Genomic DNA, 223 nt, shown 5'->3' on the forward strand with positions numbered 1-223 from the left:
AGCGGGGCCGACGACTTCTTGGGCTCCGCGAGCAGGTTCAGTTGCGGCAGCTGATAATTGCTGTCGTCCAAGAGCGAGGGCTGTGCCTCGCGCGCCATGCGCCGGCCGGGTGTCGGTGCGCCCGGAGCCGGCGCGACGCGAGCCGAGGCCGGCTCCGGCCGCAGGGCGGCGCGGGGAACGGGCTGCGTCACGGGCCCGTCCTCGTAAGCCTCGTCGTCGTCCT

General features: G+C 73.5%; 1 protein-coding gene. It reads right to left on the minus strand.

Annotated features, from left to right (window positions below; genetic code table 11):
- The coding region (locus tag E4K09_RS29710; RefSeq protein ID WP_204985680.1) for a hypothetical protein at nucleotides 1-191 on the minus strand (191 nt) is incomplete at its 3' end.
- Nucleotides 192-223 lie beyond the last annotated feature (32 nt).

It is taken from the genome of Microvirga pakistanensis (assembly GCF_004458765.1).
Classification (GTDB): domain Bacteria; phylum Pseudomonadota; class Alphaproteobacteria; order Rhizobiales; family Beijerinckiaceae; genus Microvirga; species Microvirga pakistanensis.